This is a genomic window from Streptomyces sp. 7R007 (assembly GCF_054850255.1).
The window spans coordinates 1-17,733 of sequence record NZ_JBTWMV010000039.1; the positions used below are offsets into that span (position 1 = coordinate 1).

Consider the following 17,733-nt stretch of genomic DNA (forward strand, 5'->3'; position numbering starts at 1 on the left):
CCCCCCCGGCCCCGACCCCACCCCACACCGCAGGCGCTACGTGCACCCCCACCGAACCCGCACAGGCGCCGCAGGCACCCGTACCCTAGAGCCCGTGCAGGTACGACACGACGCCCCCCTGGCCCCCCTGACCACCTTCCGGCTGGGCGGCCCCGCAACGCGACTGCTCACCGCGACCACCGACGCCGAGGTGATCGACGCGGTCCGCGAAGCCGACGACAGCAGAACCCCGCTGCTCGTCATCGGCGGCGGCTCCAACCTCGTCATCGGCGACAAGGGCTTCGACGGCACCGCCCTGCGCATCGCCACCACCGGCGCGGAACTGCACGGCACCACCCTCGAACTCGCGGCCGGCGAGACCTGGACGGACGCGGTCACCCGCACCGTGGAGGCCGGACTCGCCGGCATCGAATGCCTCGCCGGCATCCCCGGCTCCGCGGGCGCCACCCCCATCCAGAACGTCGGCGCCTACGGCCAGGAGGTCTCCTCGACGATCACCGAGGTGATCGCCTACGACCGCCACGCCGGCCGCACCGTCACCCTCACCAACGCCGACTGCGCCTTCTCCTACCGCCACAGCCGCTTCAAGGCCGACCCCGAGCGCTACATCGTCCTGCGCGTCCGCTTCGAGCTGGAGGACGCCGACGGCCTGTCGGCCCCGATCAAGTACGCCGAGACGGCCCGCGCCCTGGGCGTCGAGCCCGGCGACCGCGTACCCCTCGCCGACGCCCGCGAGACGGTACTGAAGCTCCGCGCCGGCAAGGGCATGGTTCTCGACCCCGAGGACCACGACACCTGGTCGGCGGGTTCCTTCTTCACCAACCCGATCCTCACCGACGAGCAGTTCGCCGCGTTCCACGCACGCGTGCACGCGCACCTGGGCGAGGACGTGGAACCGCCCGCCTACCCCGCGGGAGACGGCCGCACCAAGACCTCCGCGGCCTGGCTGATCGACAAGGCCGGTTTCACGAAGGGCTACGGCACCGGCCCCGCCCGCATCTCCACCAAGCACACCCTCGCCCTCACCAACCGAGGCGACGCCACCACCGAGGACCTCCTCGCGCTGGCCCGCGAGGTCGTGGCGGGCGTACGCGAGACGTTCGGGATCACGCTGGTCAACGAACCGGTGACGGTAGGGGTGACCCTCTAGGGGCCACCCCTGAAGAACACCTCAGTCAGCCGTCAGCCGAACATCCCCACCTCGTAGTCGCCCGCAGGCTGCTGGACGATGACGTTCAGGCGGTTGTACGTGTTGATGAGCGCGATGAGCCCCACCAGCGCGGCGAGCTGCTCCTCGTCGTAGTGCTTGGCGGCGTTCTCCCACACCTCGTCCGGCACACCCCCGGCCGCGTCGGCGATCCGGGTGCCCTGCTCGGCCAGTTCCAGCGCGGCCCGCTCGGCCTCGGTGAACACCTTGGCCTCCCTCCAGGCCGCGACCAGGTGCAGCCGCTGCGCGGTCTCGCCCGCAGCGGCCGCGTCCTTGGTGTGCATGTCGGTGCAGAAACCGCAGCCGTTGATCTGACTCGCGCGGATCTTCACCAGCTCCTGCGTCGCCGCCGGCAGCGACGACTCGGAGATCGCCTTGCCTGCGGTGTTGATGTACCGCAGGAACTTGCCGGCGACGGGGTTGGCGAAGAGGTTGAGGCGAGCTTCCATGGTGGACTCCAGTGCCGTTGTGGACGGTTACACCTCCTTGACGGCACGGCCCGCCCCGATGTGACAGACCCGCATGTGACCTGAGTCACCCCTCCTCCCCGCCCCCCAACCACCCGTCCACCCCACCCAAGAGCTCCGCCTTGACCCCCTCCGGAGCGGCGGACGCACGGATCGACTGCCGGGCCAGCTCCGCCAGCTCCTCGTCCGTGAAGGCGTGATGCCGCCGCGCGATCTCGTACTGCGCGGCGAGACGCGCCCCGAACAACAGCGGATCGTCGGCGCCGAGAGCCATCGGCACCCCGGCCTCGTACAGGGTCCGCAACGGCACGTCCTCAGGCTTCTCGTACACGCCCAGCGCGACGTTCGACGCAGGACACACCTCGCACGTCACGCCCTTCTCCGCCAGCCGCCGCAGCAGCCGCGGGTCCTCGGCCGCCCGCACACCGTGCCCCAGCCGATCGGCGTGCAGGTCGTCAAGACAGTCCCGTACGGACGACGGCCCCGTCAGCTCACCCCCGTGCGGCGCGGACAGCAGCCCGCCCTCCCGCGCGATGTGAAACGCCCGGTCGAAGTCCCGGGCCATGCCCCGCCGTTCGTCGTTGGACAGCCCGAACCCGACCACACCGCGGTCGGCGTACCGCACCGCGAGCCGGGCCAGCGTCCGCGCGTCGAGCGGGTGCTTCATACGGTTCGCGGCGACGAGCACCCGCATCCCCAGCCCCGTCTCGCGCGAGGTCGTCTCGACCGCGTCCAGGATGATCTCCAGAGCCGGGATCAGCCCGCCCAGCCGGGGCGCGTACGACGTCGGGTCGACCTGGATCTCCAGCCACCCCGAGCCGTCCCTGAGGTCCTCCTCTGCCGCCTCCCGGACCAGCCGCTGTATGTCCTCGGGCTCCCTGAGGCACGAGCGCGCCGCGTCGTACAGCCGCTGGAAACGGAACCAGCCGCGCTCGTCGGTGGCCCGCAGCCGCGGCGGCTCCCCGCTGGTCAGCGCCTCCGTCAGCGCTTCGGGAAGCCGTACTCCGTACTTGTCGGCCAGCTCGAGGACGGTCCCGGGCCGCATCGACCCGGTGAAGTGCAGGTGCAGATGGGCCTTCGGCAGCTCAGAGACATCACGTACACGCTCCATTCCAGGATCCTGCCGTACGCCGCCGCCGTCCCGGTAGCCGATTCCCCTTTAGTGGTCTTGCTCGCACAAAGAACGCGTGCGCAGAACGCACACAAGAGAAAACACAAAAGAAAGCGGACCCCCTCACCCGAGGGAGCCCGCTCCACACCGGAAGTCCACCCCGGGAGCGTCAGTCCCGAGCCTCCGCCAGCAGCTTCTGGATCCGCGACACGCCCTCGACGAGGTCCTCGTCCCCCAGGGCGTACGACAGCCGCAGGTACCCCGGCGTACCGAACGCCTCACCCGGGACGACCGCGACCTCGGCCTCCTCCAGGATCAGCGCGGCCAGCTCGACCGTGTCCTGCGGCCGCTTGCCGCGGATCTCCTTGCCGAGCAGCGCCTTCACCGACGGGTAGGCGTAGAACGCGCCCTCCGGCTCGGGGCAGACGACGCCCTCGATCTCGTTCAGCATCCGCACGATGGTCTTGCGGCGCCGGTCGAACGCCTCGCGCATCGCCGCGACCGCGTCCAGGCCACCCGACACCGCCGCCAGCGCCGCCACCTGCGCGACGTTGGACACGTTCGACGTGGCGTGCGACTGGAGGTTGGTGGCCGCCTTGACGACGTCCTTCGGGCCGATGACCCAGCCCACGCGCCAACCGGTCATCGCGTACGTCTTCGCGACACCGTTGACGACGATGCACTTGTCCCGCAGCTCGGGCAGCAGCGCCGGCAGGGACACGGAGACCGCGTCGCCGTACACCAGGTGCTCGTAGATCTCGTCGGTCAGCACCCACAGGCCGTGCTCGACGGCCCAGCGGCCGATCGCCTCGGTCTCGGCCTCGGAGTACACCGCGCCGGTCGGGTTCGACGGCGACACGAAGAGGACGACCTTGGTCTTCTCCGTACGGGCCGCCTCCAGCTGCTCCACGGAGACCCGGTAGCCGGTCGTCTCGTCGGCGACCACCTCGACCGGCACACCGCCCGCGAGCCGGATCGACTCCGGGTACGTCGTCCAGTACGGGGCCGGAACGATGACCTCGTCGCCCGGGTCGAGGATCGCGGCGAAGGCCTCGTAGATGGCCTGCTTGCCACCGTTGGTGACCAGGATCTGCGAGACGTCGGGCTCCCAGCCGGAGTCGCGCAGCGTCTTCGCGGCGATCGCGGACTTCAGCTCGGGCAGACCGCCGGCCGGGGTGTACCGGTGGTACTTCGGGTTCTTGCAGGCCTCGATCGCGGCCTCGACGATGTAGTCGGGCGTCGGGAAGTCGGGCTCACCGGCGCCGAAGCCGATCACCGGGCGCCCGGCGGCCTTGAGGGCCTTGGCCTTGGCGTCCACGGCGAGGGTGGCGGACTCGGAGATCGCGCCGACTCGGGCGGAGACCCGGCGCTCGGTGGGAGGGGTTGCAGCGCTCATGAGCCCATCGTTTCAGACCGGAAACCGGCGCGGCACGCGGGTTTCACAGACTGAACAACGACTGAACACCCGTCCGGATCCGGCGCCCGGCACAGGCTCCGTACAGGGCGGTCTTCCGTGTCCGGGCCGCGTTCGGGCCGCGTCCGGGCCGTGGATGTTCCGCGATCAAAGCCCCTACAGGCACTTTCTGTTCGACGCCCGGCTCCGGAACACGTACACTCTCTCCTCGTTGGCCTCAGACGGGCCGTCCCCGGCAGGTGCACACCGAGCATCCGCCCGGATGCGGTACGTTTGGGGAGAACCAAAGGGTCGTAGCTCAATTGGTAGAGCACCGGTCTCCAAAACCGGCGGTTGGGGGTTCAAGTCCCTCCGGCCCTGCTACACACACCTTCGCCAGGATGTGTGCGCATGTACGTACAGCACTGCACCGCCGTGCGGCTCAGACCGGGCGCGGCACGGCCACGACCCGGGATCAGGTGAGGACTAATGGCGGACGCCGTGGGCTCCATCGACACGCCTGACGCCCAGGACGAGGCGCAGGAAACGAAGAAGAAGGCCCGCAAGGGTGGCAAGCGCGCCAAGAAGGGCCCGTTCAAGCGACTCGGCATCTTCTACCGCCAGATCGTCGCGGAGCTGCGCAAGGTCGTCTGGCCGACGCGTAACCAGCTGACGTCGTACACCACCGTGGTGATCTTCTTCGTGGCCATCATGATCGCCCTGGTGACCGTGATTGACTATGGGCTCAACCACGCGGCCAAGTACGTATTCGGCTGAGCCGTCAGCGAAGGGCGCCGTGGTTACCGGCGCCCCTTTCGCGTGTTCCACCCCTATGTATCCAGGAAGAAGCAGCCACCGTGTCTGAGCAGAACCTGAACGACGCCATCGAGCCCGACGAGTCTGTCGACGACGAGCTCGACATCGTCGAGGGCGCGGACGAGCAGGACGAGTTCGAGGCTGCCGAGGCCGAGGCGGGGGAGCCGGCCGAGGAGGCCGCCCTGGAGGTCGTGGACGAGGACGACGCGGACGTCGACTCCGAGGACGAGGGCGCGGACGACACCGAGGCCGTCGCGGAAGCCGAGGAGGAGGAAGAGGCCGAGCCGGTCGACCCGGTCGAGGCCCTGCGCGAGGAGCTGCGCTCCCTTCCCGGCGAGTGGTACGTCATCCACACGTACGCGGGTTACGAGAACCGCGTGAAGACCAACCTGGAGCAGCGCGCCGTCTCGCTGAACGTCGAGGACTACATCTTCCAGGCCGAGGTGCCGCAGGAGGAGGTCGTCCAGATCAAGAACGGCGACCGCAAGACGATCAAGCAGAACAAGCTGCCGGGTTACGTCCTGGTCCGCATGGACCTGACGAACGAGTCCTGGGGCGTCGTCCGCAACACGCCGGGCGTCACCGGCTTCGTGGGCAACGCCTACGACCCGTACCCGCTGACCCTGGACGAGATCGTCAAGATGCTCGCCCCGGAGGCCGAGGAGAAGGCCGCGCGCGAGGCCGCCGAGGCCGAGGGCAAGCCGGCTCCGCAGCGCAAGGTCGAGGTCCAGGTGCTGGACTTCGAGGTCGGCGACTCGGTCACCGTCACCGACGGCCCGTTCGCCACGCTGCAGGCGACCATCAACGAGATCAACCCCGACTCGAAGAAGGTCAAGGGCCTGGTGGAGATCTTCGGCCGCGAGACGCCGGTCGAGCTGAGCTTCGACCAGATCCAGAAGAACTGACGCCTTCGGCGACACAAAGCCACCGACCGGGTCAGGCAGGCTGCCACAGCCTGTCTGACCTGCTCGGTTTTTAGCCGCGCAGCGCCACCCGTTAAGGTTGTGCGGTTGCCTTTCGGCACCAGGAAATCGACAAGGAAGTGGGAGAGGACCCGTAATGCCTCCCAAGAAGAAGAAGGTCACGGGGCTCATCAAGCTCCAGATCCAGGCCGGCGCCGCCAACCCGGCCCCGCCGGTCGGCCCCGCGCTGGGTCAGCACGGCGTGAACATCATGGAGTTCTGCAAGGCCTACAACGCGGCCACCGAGTCGCAGCGCGGCTGGGTGATCCCGGTGGAGATCACGGTCTACGAGGACCGCTCCTTCACCTTCGTCACCAAGACGCCGCCGGCCGCCAAGATGATCCTCAAGGCCGCGGGTGTGGAGAAGGGCTCCGGCGAGCCGCACAAGACCAAGGTCGCCAAGATCACCGAGGCGCAGGTCCGCGAGATCGCCCAGACCAAGATGCCCGACCTGAACGCCAACGACCTGGACGCCGCCGCGAAGATCATCGCCGGCACCGCCCGTTCCATGGGCGTCACGGTCGAGGGCTGAGCCCCACCCCCCCGTACACAACAGAACCGTGGCAGGGCCTGCTCGGCCCGCACCACGACTCCTAAGAACACACAGGAGCAGTAGTGAGCAAGCGCAGCAAGGCTCTCAAGGCTGCGGACGCGAAGGTCGACCGGGAGAAGCTGTACGCCCCGCTCGAAGCCGTCCGCCTCGCCAAGGAGACCTCCACGACCAAGTTCGACGGCACCGTCGAGGTCGCCTTCCGTCTGGGTGTCGACCCGCGCAAGGCCGACCAGATGGTCCGTGGCACCGTGAACCTTCCGCACGGCACCGGCAAGACCGCCCGGGTCCTGGTCTTCGCGACCGGTGACCGTGCCGAGGCCGCGCGTGCCGCGGGCGCCGACATCGTCGGCGCCGACGAGCTGATCGATGAGGTCTCCAAGGGCCGCCTGGACTTCGACGCCGTCGTCGCCACCCCGGACCTCATGGGCAAGGTCGGCCGCCTCGGCCGCGTCCTCGGCCCGCGTGGTCTGATGCCGAACCCGAAGACCGGCACCGTCACCCCCGACGTGGCCAAGGCCGTCACCGACATCAAGGGCGGCAAGATCGAGTTCCGCGTCGACAAGCACTCGAACCTGCACTTCATCATCGGCAAGACGTCGTTCGACGACAGCAAGCTGGTGGAGAACTACGGCGCCGCGCTGGAGGAGATCCTCCGTCTGAAGCCGTCCGCCGCCAAGGGGCGCTACATCAAGAAGGCCGCCATCACCACCACCATGGGCCCCGGCATCCCGGTCGACCCGAACCGCACGCGCAACCTCCTCGTCGAGGAGGACCCGGCCGCGGTCTGAGCCTGAGGCTCACCCCCTGTCGGACGACGGGCCCCGCAACCTTCCGAGGTGCGGGGCCCGTCTCGTTTTCCGGGTACGCGTGTCGGTGCCGTGCGTTAGCGTGCGGGACAGGAATCGCACAGGGGGGAACGACGATGGGGACGAACGTGCGCCGGGTGGGCCTCGCGGTCGCGGCGGTGACCGCCCTGGCGGGAGTGGCCGCCTGCAGCTCCTCGGGCTCCTCCGGGGGCTCCGGCAAGGACGAGGGGGCGTCGGCGTCCGGCGGGGGCACGACCCGCGTCAGCCCCCTCGCGGCCCTGCGCAGCGCCGAGAAGTCCACCGACGCGGCCGACTCCGCCAGGGTCGAGTCCACCACGACCATGGGCTCCCTGATGTCGATGAAGGCCGACGGCGCCATGGGCTGGTCGGACGGCATCACCGGCACCCTCACCATCACCTACACCGGCGGCCAGATGGCCGACGCCATGCGCCAACTGGGCACCACCTCCATGGAGGCCCGCTACCTGTCCGACGCGTACTACGCGCGCATGGGGGAGAAGTTCGCCCGGCAGACGGGCGGCAAGCACTGGATCCGCTACGGCTACGACGACCTCGCCCGCCTCGGCGGCGGCTCCGGCGCCTACCTCAAGGACCAGATGCGGCACACCACCCCCAACCAGTCGGTGAAGCTCCTGCTGGCCTCCGGGGACGTGCAGAAGGTCGGCGAGGAGAAGGTGCGCGGTCAGGACACCACGCACTACGCGGGCACGCTGGACGTGGCCGACCTCGCCAAGAGGAACTCCGGGCTGAGCGCGGGCCAGCTCGCCGACCTGAAGAAGCAGCTCACCCAGGCCGGGGTGACCACGGAGACGGTGGACATCTGGGTCGACGACCACGATCTGCTGGTCAAGAAGATCGAGAAGGGCGAGATGTCGGCCGGCTCGTACACGCAGACCGCGTACTACAGCGACTACGGCGTGAAGGTCTTGGCCGCCCAGCCGCCGGCGGGCGACACCGAGGACTTCACCAAGCTGGTCGGGCAGCAGGGCGGGGCCGGGACGACGTCCTGACCGCCGGGCGGCCGGGCGGCCGGGCCGCCGGGTCCCTGGGCCGTCGTAGGGACCGGATTTGCTTGACCGGGATCCGGTCCCGTACTCTCCTACAGAAGCCAAAGACCGCTGGTCGTTGCCGTGCGCTCACGAGAGGGCGCGGTGGCCGAAGGATCCGCTGAAAATGCGGGCGACCCGCGCAGGTGACAGTGGAAGAGCTCCCGGAGTGCACGCCCCGCGTGTGTACGGCCGGTCGAGTCCGCCCCGTGCGCCTGCGCCGGGGCGTTTCGTTTTCCCCAGTCCTCCTTCGGGTCCGCGCGGTCCGAATCACCCGGAAGGAGGCCGAGGCTCTATGGCGAGGCCCGACAAGGCTGCCGCGGTGGCCGAGTTGACGGAGCAGTTCCGCAACTCCAGCGCTGCCGTGCTGACCGAGTACCGCGGTCTCACCGTGGCGCAGCTCAAGACGCTGCGCCGGTCGCTCGGTGAGAACGCCCAGTACGCCGTGGTGAAGAACACGCTGACCAAGATTGCGGCCAACGAGGCCGGGATCACGACGCTGGACGACCTGTTCAACGGTCCGACGGCTGTCGCCTTCGTCACCGGTGACCCGGTGGAGTCGGCGAAGGGTCTCCGTGACTTCGCCAAGGACAACCCGAATCTCGTCATCAAGGGCGGTGTCCTTGACGGCAAGGCGTTGTCCGCCGACGAGATCAAGAAGCTTGCGGACCTCGAGTCCCGCGAGGTTCTGCTCTCCAAGCTGGCCGGTGCCTTCAAGGCGAAGCAGTCCCAGGCTGCCTCCGTCTTCCAGGCGCTGCCGTCGAAGCTCGTCCGCACCGTGGACGCGCTCCGTGCCAAGCAGGACGAGCAGGGCGGTGCCGAGTAACTCGGCTCGCACAATGACCGCCGCCTGACGCGGGGGTCGTAGCGGGCCGAACGTACGCCCGCCAGACATGTACATCCGGCACCAGCCGAATTAGTGGAAGGAAAGCCATCGTGGCTCTCACCCAGGACGAACTGCTCGCCGAGTTCGAGAACATGACCCTCATCCAGCTCTCCGAGTTCGTGAAGGCGTTCGAGGAGAAGTTCGACGTCACCGCCGCCGCGGCCGCCCCGGTCGTCGTCGCCGGTGGTGCCGCCGGTGGCGCCGCCGCCGAGGCCCCCGAGGAGAAGGACGAGTTCGACGTCATCCTCTCCGGTGCCGGCGACAAGAAGATCCAGGTCATCAAGGTCGTGCGCGAGCTGACCTCCCTGGGCCTGAAGGAGGCCAAGGACCTGGTCGACGGTGCGCCGAAGCCGGTTCTGGAGAAGGTCAACAAGGAGGCCGCCGACAAGGCCAAGGAGGCCCTCGAGGGCGCCGGCGCCTCCGTCGAGGTCAAGTAAGACCTCTCGCAGCCACACGGCTGTGCTGTGCGGCCCTCTGGGCTGTAACGCGTAAGCGGCGAGGAGCGATCATCCATCCGGGTGGTCGCTCCTCGGCGTTCCTGGGGGCGCGGCCGCGGTTGCCTTGCGGCCTCGGAGACGAGGGGTATGGTGATCTTCGTCGTGTCTCCCGACAGCCCCGGTCGGGCTGGGGGGCCTTGACGAACCGCACGCAGCGCGCAATTCTCAGGACGCGTCGCCAGAACGGTCCGAATCCGAGGCATGGATCGGCGACGAAGAGGGCAGTATCAACGTGCGTTGAGGGCAAGCATGCCAAGGGCGTTGAGGACAACGAGGGTCACAGAAAATCGGGGCTGGACATCAGTGCGCCAAGTGGCTACACTGACCCTTTGCGCTGCCTGTTAGCTGTCCCCTGCCCGTCACCAGGGGCATGCCCTCGCTTGAGCATTGACGATCAGAACACTCCTGACCTGGGGTTTCTGTCTCTGTGCATGGGAGAGGGACCGGTACGCGCGTAGTGAGTCCGAGCCCTCGGAAGGACCCCCTCTTGGCCGCCTCGCGCACTGCCTCGACCGCGAATACGAACAACGGCGCCAGCACCGCCCCGCTGCGCATCTCCTTTGCAAAGATCAAGGAGCCTCTCGAGGTTCCCAACCTGCTCGCGCTGCAGACCGAGAGCTTTGACTGGCTGCTCGGCAACACCGCTTGGCAGAGTCGGGTCGAGGAGGCTCTGGAGTCCGGTCAGGACGTCCCCACCAAGTCCGGTCTGGAGGAGATCTTCGAGGAGATCTCCCCGATCGAGGACTTCTCCGGGTCGATGTCGCTGACGTTCCGCGACCACCGTTTCGAGCCGCCGAAGAACAGCATCGACGAGTGCAAGGAGCGCGACTTCACGTACGCCGCCCCGCTCTTCGTCACGGCCGAGTTCACCAACAACGAGACCGGCGAGATCAAGTCCCAGACGGTCTTCATGGGCGACTTCCCGCTCATGACCAACAAGGGCACCTTCGTCATCAACGGCACCGAGCGTGTCGTGGTGTCGCAGCTGGTCCGCTCGCCCGGCGTCTACTTCGACTCCACCATCGACAAGACGTCCGACAAGGACATCTTCTCGGCCAAGATCATCCCCTCCCGGGGTGCCTGGCTGGAGATGGAGATCGACAAGCGCGACATGGTCGGCGTCCGCATCGACCGCAAGCGCAAGCAGTCGGTCACCGTGCTCCTGAAGGCGCTCGGCTGGACGACCGAGCAGATCCTGGAGGAGTTCGGCGAGTACGAGTCGATGCGCGCCACCCTGGAGAAGGACCACACCCAGGGCCAGGACGACGCGCTGCTCGACATCTACCGCAAGCTGCGCCCGGGCGAGCCCCCCACGCGTGAGGCCGCGCAGACGCTGCTGGAGAACCTCTACTTCAACCCCAAGCGCTACGACCTCGCCAAGGTCGGCCGCTACAAGGTCAACAAGAAGCTGGGTGCGGACGCTCCGCTGGACGCGGGCATCCTGACCGTCGAGGACATCATCTCGACGATCAAGTACCTGGTGAAGCTGCACGCCGGCGAGACCGAGACGGTCGGCGACAGCGGCGAGACGATCGTCGTCGAGACCGACGACATCGACCACTTCGGCAACCGTCGTCTGCGCAGCGTCGGCGAGCTCATCCAGAACCAGGTCCGCACCGGTCTGGCCCGTATGGAGCGCGTCGTCCGCGAGCGTATGACGACCCAGGACGTCGAGGCGATCACGCCGCAGACCCTGATCAACATCCGGCCGGTCGTCGCCTCCATCAAGGAGTTCTTCGGCACCAGCCAGCTGTCGCAGTTCATGGACCAGAACAACCCGCTGTCGGGTCTCACCCACAAGCGCCGTCTGTCGGCCCTTGGTCCGGGTGGTCTCTCCCGTGAGCGGGCCGGCTTCGAGGTCCGTGACGTGCACCCGTCGCACTACGGCCGCATGTGCCCGATCGAGACGCCCGAAGGCCCGAACATCGGTCTGATCGGCTCGCTCGCCTCCTACGGCCGTGTGAACGCGTTCGGTTTCGTCGAGACCCCGTACCGCAAGGTCGTCGACGGCCAGGTCACCGACGACGTCGACTACCTGACCGCCGACGAAGAGGACCGATTCGTCATCGCGCAGGCCAACGCCACGCTGACGGACGACCTCCGCTTCGCCGAGGCCCGCGTCCTGGTCCGCCGCCGTGGCGGCGAGGTCGACTACGTCAGCCCCGAGGACGTCAACTACATGGACGTCTCGCCGCGCCAGATGGTGTCGGTCGCGACCGCCATGATCCCGTTCCTCGAGCACGACGACGCCAACCGCGCCCTCATGGGCGCGAACATGATGCGCCAGGCCGTGCCGCTGATCAAGAGCGAGGCCCCGCTCGTCGGCACCGGCATGGAGTACCGCTCCGCGGTCGACGCCGGCGACGTGGTCAAGGCCGAGAAGGCCGGTGTGGTCCAGGAGGTCTCCGCGGACTACATCACCACCGCCAACGACGACGGCACCTACATCACCTACCGGCTGGCCAAGTTCGCCCGCTCCAACCAGGGCACCTCGGTCAACCAGAAGGTCATCGTCAACGAGGGCGACCGCGTCATCGAGGGCCAGGTCCTCGCCGACGGCCCGGCCACCCAGAACGGCGAGATGGCGCTCGGCAAGAACCTGCTGGTCGCGTTCATGCCGTGGGAGGGTCACAACTACGAGGACGCGATCATCCTGTCGCAGCGCCTCGTGCAGGACGACGTCCTCTCCTCGATCCACATCGAGGAGCACGAGGTCGACGCCCGTGACACCAAGCTCGGCCCCGAGGAGATCACCCGGGACATCCCGAACGTCTCCGAGGAGGTCCTCGCCGACCTCGACGAGCGCGGCATCATCCGCATCGGCGCCGAGGTCATCGCCGGCGACATCCTGGTCGGCAAGGTCACCCCGAAGGGCGAGACCGAGCTGACGCCGGAGGAGCGCCTGCTGCGCGCGATCTTCGGTGAGAAGGCCCGTGAGGTCCGTGACACCTCGCTGAAGGTGCCGCACGGCGAGACCGGCAAGGTCATCGGCGTGCGCGTCTTCGACCGCGAGGAGGGCGACGAGCTTCCCCCCGGTGTGAACCAGCTGGTGCGCGTCTACGTCGCGCAGAAGCGCAAGATCACCGACGGTGACAAGCTCGCCGGCCGCCACGGCAACAAGGGCGTCATCTCCAAGATCCTGCCGATCGAGGACATGCCGTTCCTGGAGGACGGCACCCCGGTCGACATCATCCTCAACCCGCTGGGTGTGCCGTCCCGAATGAACCCGGGACAGGTCCTGGAGATCCACCTCGGCTGGCTCGCCAGCCAGGGCTGGGACGTCTCCGGCCTCGCGGACGAGTGGGCGCAGCGCCTGCAGGCCATCGGCGCCGACCAGGTGCCGGCCCGCACGAACGTCGCGACCCCGGTCTTCGACGGTGCCCGCGAGGACGAGCTGGCCGGTCTGCTGGAGAACACCCTGCCCAACCGCGACGGCGACCGCATGGTCCTGCCGTCCGGCAAGGCGCGGCTGTTCGACGGCCGCAGCGGCGAGCCGTTCCCGGACCCGATCTCGGTCGGCTACATGTACATCCTGAAGCTGCACCACCTGGTCGACGACAAGCTGCACGCCCGCTCGACCGGCCCGTACTCGATGATCACCCAGCAGCCGCTGGGTGGTAAGGCCCAGTTCGGTGGCCAGCGCTTCGGCGAGATGGAGGTGTGGGCGCTGGAGGCGTACGGCGCCGCGTACGCCCTCCAGGAGCTGCTGACCATCAAGTCCGACGACGTCACCGGCCGCGTGAAGGTCTACGAGGCCATCGTCAAGGGCGAGAACATCCCCGAGCCGGGCATCCCCGAGTCCTTCAAGGTCCTCATCAAGGAGATGCAGTCCCTGTGCCTGAACGTGGAGGTGCTGTCCAGCGACGGTATGTCCATCGAGATGCGTGACACCGACGAGGATGTCTTCCGCGCTGCGGAGGAGCTCGGCATCGACCTGTCCCGGCGCGAGCCGAGCAGCGTCGAAGAGGTCTGACGGGAGTCCGGCGGGCCTGCCACCAAGGCCCGCCGACCCCGGTGACCCCCGTACAGACCAGAGAATTACGACCCTGAGAGGGATTGACGCATAGTGCTCGACGTCAACTTCTTCGACGAGCTCCGGATCGGCCTGGCCACCGCTGACGACATCCGTCAGTGGAGCCACGGCGAGGTCAAGAAGCCCGAGACCATCAACTACCGCACCCTCAAGCCGGAAAAGGACGGACTCTTCTGCGAGAAGATCTTCGGTCCGACCCGGGACTGGGAGTGCTACTGCGGCAAGTACAAGCGTGTCCGGTTCAAGGGCATCATCTGTGAGCGCTGCGGCGTCGAGGTGACTCGCGCCAAGGTGCGCCGTGAGCGGATGGGCCACATCGAACTGGCCGCCCCCGTCACGCACATCTGGTACTTCAAGGGCGTCCCGTCGCGCCTGGGCTACCTGCTCGACCTGGCCCCGAAGGACCTGGAGAAGGTCATCTACTTCGCGGCGTACATGATCACGTACGTCGACGAGGAGCGCCGTACCCGCGACCTGCCCTCCCTGGAGGCGCACGTCTCGGTCGAGCGCCAGCAGATCGAGAACCGCCGGGACGCCGACCTGGAGGCCCGCGCCAAGAAGCTGGAAAGCGACCTGGCCGAGCTGGAGGCCGAGGGCGCCAAGGCCGACGTGCGCCGCAAGGTGCGCGAGGGTGCCGAGCGCGAGATGAAGCAGCTGCGCGACCGTGCGCAGCGCGAGATCGACCGCCTCGACGAGGTGTGGACCCGGTTCAAGAACCTCAAGGTCCAGGACCTGGAGGGCGACGAGCTCCTCTACCGCGAGCTGCGGGACCGCTTCGGCACGTACTTCGACGGTTCGATGGGTGCCGCGGCGCTGCAGAAGCGCCTGGAGTCCTTCGACCTCGACGAGGAGGCCGAGAAGCTCCGCGAGATCATCCGCACCGGCAAGGGCCAGAAGAAGACCCGCGCCCTGAAGCGGCTGAAGGTCGTCTCCGCGTTCCTGCAGACCTCCAACAGCCCCAAGGGCATGGTCCTGGACTGCGTCCCGGTCATCCCGCCGGACCTGCGTCCGATGGTGCAGCTGGACGGTGGCCGCTTCGCGACCTCCGACCTGAACGACCTGTACCGCCGTGTGATCAACCGCAACAACCGGCTGAAGCGCCTTCTCGACCTCGGTGCGCCCGAGATCATCGTCAACAACGAGAAGCGCATGCTCCAGGAGGCCGTCGACGCGCTCTTCGACAACGGCCGTCGTGGTCGCCCGGTCACGGGCCCCGGCAACCGTCCGCTGAAGTCGCTGTCCGACATGCTCAAGGGCAAGCAGGGCCGCTTCCGTCAGAACCTGCTCGGCAAGCGTGTCGACTACTCGGCGCGTTCCGTGATCGTCGTCGGTCCGCAGCTGAAGCTGCACCAGTGCGGTCTGCCGAAGGCGATGGCGCTGGAGCTGTTCAAGCCGTTCGTGATGAAGCGTCTGGTCGACCTGAACCACGCGCAGAACATCAAGAGCGCCAAGCGCATGGTGGAGCGCGGCCGCACGGTCGTGTACGACGTCCTCGAAGAGGTCATCGCCGAGCACCCGGTGCTGCTCAACCGTGCTCCCACCCTGCACCGCCTGGGCATCCAGGCCTTCGAGCCGCAGCTGGTCGAGGGCAAGGCCATCCAGATCCACCCGCTCGTGTGCACCGCGTTCAACGCGGACTTCGACGGTGACCAGATGGCCGTGCACCTGCCGCTGTCCGCGGAGGCGCAGGCCGAGGCCCGCATCCTGATGCTGTCCTCGAACAACATCCTCAAGCCCGCCGACGGCCGTCCGGTGACGATGCCGACCCAGGACATGGTCCTCGGTCTGTTCTTCCTCACCACCGACGGCGAGATGCGCAACGTCAAGGGCGAGGACCGCTCCTTCGCGTCCGTGGCCGAGGCGATCATGGCGTTCGACGCCGGTGAGCTCTCGCTGCAGTCGCGCGTGGACATCCGCTTCCCGGTGGGCACCATCCCGCCGCGCGGCTGGACCCCGCCGGTGCGGGAGGAGGGCGAGCCGGAGTGGCAGCAGGGTGACAGCTTCCGTCTGAAGACGACCCTCGGCCGGGCCCTCTTCAACGAACTGCTGCCCGAGGACTACCCGTTCGTCGACTACGAGGTCGGCAAGAAGCAGCTCTCCGAGATCGTCAACGACCTCGCCGAGCGCTACCCGAAGGTCATCGTGGCGGCGACGCTCGACAACCTGAAGGCGGCCGGCTTCTACTGGGCGACCCGTTCCGGTGTCACCGTGGCCATCTCCGACGTCGTCGTTCCCGAGGCGAAGAAGGAGATCGTCAAGGGCTACGAGGCGCAGGACGAGAAGGTCCAGAAGCAGTACGAGCGCGGTCTGATCACCAAGGACGAGCGCACGCAGGAGCTCATCGCGATCTGGACCAAGGCGACCAACGAGGTCGCCGAGGCGATGAACGACAACTTCCCGAAGACCAACCCGATCTTCATGATGGTGAACTCGGGTGCACGAGGCAACATGATGCAGATGCGTCAGATCGCCGGTATGCGTGGTCTGGTGTCGAACGCGAAGAACGAGACGATCCCGCGTCCGATCAAGGCGTCGTTCCGTGAGGGCCTGTCCGTGCTGGAGTACTTCATCTCCACGCACGGTGCCCGTAAGGGTCTGGCGGACACCGCCCTGCGCACCGCCGACTCGGGTTACCTCACCCGTCGTCTGGTGGACGTCTCGCAGGACGTCATCATCCGCGAGGAGGACTGCGGCACCGACCGCGGCCTCAAGCTCCGCATCGCGGAGCGCGGCGCGGACGGCGTGCTGCGCAAGGCGGACAACGTCGAGACGTCCGTGTACGCGCGCTGCCTCGCCGAGGACATCGTGGTCGACGGGCAGGTGCTGGCCCCGGCCGGCACCGACCTGGGCGACGTCCTCATCGAGGAGCTCGTGGGCCGCGGCGTCGAGGAGGTCAAGACCCGCTCGGTCCTGACCTGCGAGTCCGCCGTCGGCACCTGCGCGATGTGCTACGGCCGCTCCCTGGCCACCGGCAAGCTGGTCGACATCGGTGAGGCGGTCGGCATCATCGCCGCCCAGTCCATCGGTGAGCCCGGTACCCAGCTGACGATGCGTACCTTCCACACCGGTGGTGTGGCCGGTGACGACATCACCCAGGGTCTGCCGCGTGTCGTCGAGCTCTTCGAGGCCCGTACCCCGAAGGGTGTCGCCCCGATCTCCGAGGCCTCCGGCCGCGTCCGGATCGAGGAGACCGAGAAGACCAAGAAGATCGTCATCACCCCGGACGACGGCAGCGACGAGACGGCGTACCCGATCTCCAAGCGCGCCCGGCTCCTGGTCAGCGAGGGCGAGCACGTCGAGGTGGGCCAGAAGCTCACCGTGGGTGCCACCAACCCGCACGACGTGCTGCGCATCCTGGGCCAGCGTGCCGTCCAGGTCCACCTGGTCGGCGAGGTCCAGAAGGTCTACAACTCGCAGGGTGTGTCGATCCACGACAAGCACATCGAGATCATCATCCGGCAGATGCTGCGCCGCGTGACGATCATCGAGTCCGGCGACGCCGAGCTGCTGCCCGGCGAGCTGGTCGAGCGCTCGAAGTTCGAGCAGGAGAACCGTCGTGTGGTCCAGGAGGGCGGTCACCCGGCCTCCGGTCGTCCGCAGCTCATGGGTATCACCAAGGCCTCGCTGGCCACGGAGTCCTGGCTGTCGGCGGCGTCCTTCCAGGAGACGACGCGAGTCCTCACGGACGCGGCGATCAACGCCAAGTCCGACTCGCTCATCGGCCTCAAGGAGAACGTCATCATCGGTAAGCTCATCCCGGCCGGTACGGGCCTGTCCCGTTACCGCAACATCCGGGTCGAGCCGACCGAGGAGGCCAAGGCCGCGATGTACTCGGCCGTCGGCTACGACGACATCGACTACTCGCCGTTCGGCACGGGCTCCGGCCAGGCCGTGCCGCTGGAGGACTACGACTACGGTCCGTACAACCAGTAAGG

General features: G+C 67.9%; 13 protein-coding genes and 1 tRNA gene. 11 read left to right on the forward strand and 3 right to left on the reverse strand.

Features of this window, described 5'->3' with window-relative positions; all coding sequences use genetic code 11:
- Nucleotides 1-94: 94 nt before the first annotated feature.
- Nucleotides 95-1,150 carry a UDP-N-acetylmuramate dehydrogenase gene (locus tag ACYF6T_RS33975; RefSeq protein WP_461701352.1) on the forward strand — a complete coding sequence of 352 codons (1,056 nt, stop codon included), beginning with the start codon at nucleotides 95-97 and terminating at the stop codon, nucleotides 1,148-1,150.
- A gap of 32 nt (nucleotides 1,151-1,182) precedes the next feature.
- Here the strand turns inward: ACYF6T_RS33975 and ACYF6T_RS33980 are convergent, their stop codons facing one another.
- The 3 genes from ACYF6T_RS33980 to ACYF6T_RS33990 form a co-directional block, all read right to left on the reverse strand.
- Nucleotides 1,183-1,656 carry a carboxymuconolactone decarboxylase family protein gene (locus ACYF6T_RS33980; RefSeq protein WP_461701353.1) on the reverse strand — a complete coding sequence of 158 codons (474 nt, stop codon included), beginning with the start codon at nucleotides 1,654-1,656 and terminating at the stop codon, nucleotides 1,183-1,185.
- 85 nt (nucleotides 1,657-1,741) lie between these two features.
- Nucleotides 1,742-2,785 carry an adenosine deaminase gene (locus ACYF6T_RS33985; RefSeq protein WP_461701355.1) on the reverse strand — a complete coding sequence of 348 codons (1,044 nt, stop codon included), beginning with the start codon at nucleotides 2,783-2,785 and terminating at the stop codon, nucleotides 1,742-1,744.
- Nucleotides 2,786-2,954: 169 nt separating this feature from the next.
- A complete protein-coding gene (locus ACYF6T_RS33990; protein ID WP_461701356.1) occupies nucleotides 2,955-4,181 on the reverse strand; it encodes a pyridoxal phosphate-dependent aminotransferase in 1,227 nt (408 codons plus the stop codon).
- Between the two features lie 305 nt (nucleotides 4,182-4,486).
- On the opposite strand from ACYF6T_RS33990, the gene ACYF6T_RS33995 reads away from it, so the two are divergent.
- The 10 genes from ACYF6T_RS33995 to ACYF6T_RS34040 all read left to right on the forward strand — a co-directional run bounded on the left by ACYF6T_RS33995 (nucleotide 4,487) and on the right by ACYF6T_RS34040 (nucleotide 17,731).
- Nucleotides 4,487-4,559, forward strand: a tRNA-Trp gene (locus ACYF6T_RS33995).
- Nucleotides 4,560-4,667: 108 nt separating this feature from the next.
- Nucleotides 4,668-4,955: a preprotein translocase subunit SecE gene (gene secE / locus ACYF6T_RS34000; RefSeq protein WP_461701358.1), complete on the forward strand. Its 288-nt coding sequence runs from the start codon at nucleotides 4,668-4,670 to the stop codon at nucleotides 4,953-4,955.
- Between the two features lie 80 nt (nucleotides 4,956-5,035).
- Nucleotides 5,036-5,899 carry a transcription termination/antitermination protein NusG gene (nusG, locus tag ACYF6T_RS34005; RefSeq protein WP_461701359.1) on the forward strand — a complete coding sequence of 288 codons (864 nt, stop codon included), beginning with the start codon at nucleotides 5,036-5,038 and terminating at the stop codon, nucleotides 5,897-5,899.
- Nucleotides 5,900-6,053: 154 nt separating this feature from the next.
- The gene (rplK, locus tag ACYF6T_RS34010) at nucleotides 6,054-6,488 is read left to right on the forward strand and encodes a 50S ribosomal protein L11 (protein ID WP_030747472.1); all 435 of its coding nucleotides are present in this window, start codon (nucleotides 6,054-6,056) and stop codon (nucleotides 6,486-6,488) included.
- 83 nt (nucleotides 6,489-6,571) lie between these two features.
- Complete coding sequence (gene rplA / locus ACYF6T_RS34015; protein ID WP_461701360.1) at nucleotides 6,572-7,297, forward strand: 50S ribosomal protein L1; 726 nt, start codon at nucleotides 6,572-6,574, stop codon at nucleotides 7,295-7,297.
- A 134-nt stretch (nucleotides 7,298-7,431) separates the two neighbouring features.
- The gene (locus ACYF6T_RS34020; RefSeq protein WP_461701361.1) at nucleotides 7,432-8,346 is read left to right on the forward strand and encodes a LolA-like protein; all 915 of its coding nucleotides are present in this window, start codon (nucleotides 7,432-7,434) and stop codon (nucleotides 8,344-8,346) included.
- A gap of 331 nt (nucleotides 8,347-8,677) precedes the next feature.
- Nucleotides 8,678-9,208 carry a 50S ribosomal protein L10 gene (rplJ, locus tag ACYF6T_RS34025; RefSeq protein WP_461701362.1) on the forward strand — a complete coding sequence of 177 codons (531 nt, stop codon included), beginning with the start codon at nucleotides 8,678-8,680 and terminating at the stop codon, nucleotides 9,206-9,208.
- Nucleotides 9,209-9,315: 107 nt separating this feature from the next.
- Nucleotides 9,316-9,705 carry a 50S ribosomal protein L7/L12 gene (rplL, locus tag ACYF6T_RS34030; RefSeq protein WP_461701412.1) on the forward strand — a complete coding sequence of 130 codons (390 nt, stop codon included), beginning with the start codon at nucleotides 9,316-9,318 and terminating at the stop codon, nucleotides 9,703-9,705.
- A 547-nt stretch (nucleotides 9,706-10,252) separates the two neighbouring features.
- Complete coding sequence (gene rpoB / locus ACYF6T_RS34035) at nucleotides 10,253-13,738, forward strand: DNA-directed RNA polymerase subunit beta (RefSeq protein ID WP_461701363.1); 3,486 nt, start codon at nucleotides 10,253-10,255, stop codon at nucleotides 13,736-13,738.
- Nucleotides 13,739-13,831: 93 nt separating this feature from the next.
- Nucleotides 13,832-17,731 carry a DNA-directed RNA polymerase subunit beta' gene (locus ACYF6T_RS34040; RefSeq protein ID WP_461701364.1) on the forward strand — a complete coding sequence of 1,300 codons (3,900 nt, stop codon included), beginning with the start codon at nucleotides 13,832-13,834 and terminating at the stop codon, nucleotides 17,729-17,731.
- The last annotated feature ends 2 nt before the right edge of the window (nucleotides 17,732-17,733 follow it).

What these genes read in the sequence shown, in the direction of transcription:
- ACYF6T_RS33980 (WP_461701353.1), bottom strand. Translation starts at nt 1,656, where the DNA reads ATGGAAGCTCGCCTCAACCTCTTCGCCAACCCCGTCGCCGGCAAGTTC.
- ACYF6T_RS33985 (WP_461701355.1), bottom strand. Translation starts at nt 2,785, where the DNA reads ATGGAGCGTGTACGTGATGTCTCTGAGCTGCCGAAGGCCCATCTGCAC.
- ACYF6T_RS33990 (WP_461701356.1), bottom strand. Translation starts at nt 4,181, where the DNA reads ATGAGCGCTGCAACCCCTCCCACCGAGCGCCGGGTCTCCGCCCGAGTC.
- secE (WP_461701358.1), top strand. Translation starts at nt 4,668, where the DNA reads ATGGCGGACGCCGTGGGCTCCATCGACACGCCTGACGCCCAGGACGAG.
- rplK (WP_030747472.1), top strand. Translation starts at nt 6,054, where the DNA reads ATGCCTCCCAAGAAGAAGAAGGTCACGGGGCTCATCAAGCTCCAGATC.
- ACYF6T_RS34020 (WP_461701361.1), top strand. Translation starts at nt 7,432, where the DNA reads ATGGGGACGAACGTGCGCCGGGTGGGCCTCGCGGTCGCGGCGGTGACC.
- rplJ (WP_461701362.1), top strand. Translation starts at nt 8,678, where the DNA reads ATGGCGAGGCCCGACAAGGCTGCCGCGGTGGCCGAGTTGACGGAGCAG.